This is a genomic window from Staphylococcus pasteuri (assembly GCF_030547725.1).
In the GTDB taxonomy this organism is placed as follows: domain Bacteria; phylum Bacillota; class Bacilli; order Staphylococcales; family Staphylococcaceae; genus Staphylococcus; species Staphylococcus pasteuri.
Genome location: NZ_JAUOQO010000130.1, coordinates 1 through 327 on the forward strand (window position 1 = coordinate 1; position 327 = coordinate 327).

Genomic DNA, 327 nt, shown 5'->3' on the forward strand with positions numbered 1-327 from the left:
TTACTGTATTACTTCACGATTTTCATATAACCCATTGTTTATAATCACTAATATGTAAGTGGCACAGAACTCGCTTTAACAGTCTTGAGAATCAGGAATTGTGGAGCGAATTATGAATATGCAACTAACTACTTCAGACCAAGGCGACGTAACAGCATCTATCAATGGTGCCTTTGATGCTAAGTCTTGTGCTCAGCACAAAAATCAGTTTGAAAACATTTGTCACCAAGCAGCCAGCAAGCTGGTTATTGTGAATTTGGCACATGTCGATTTTTTAGATGCTTCTGGTATTGGCGCGTTGGTATTTATGTTCAAACGCATTAATGC

At 38.2% G+C, this 327-nt stretch carries 1 protein-coding gene; it reads left to right on the forward strand.

Features of this window, described 5'->3' with window-relative positions:
• Positions 1–112 precede the first annotated feature (112 nt).
• Positions 113–327, forward strand: a 215-nt coding sequence (locus Q4528_RS13105; protein WP_303521915.1) for an STAS domain-containing protein, incomplete at its 3' end; no start/stop codon positions are given.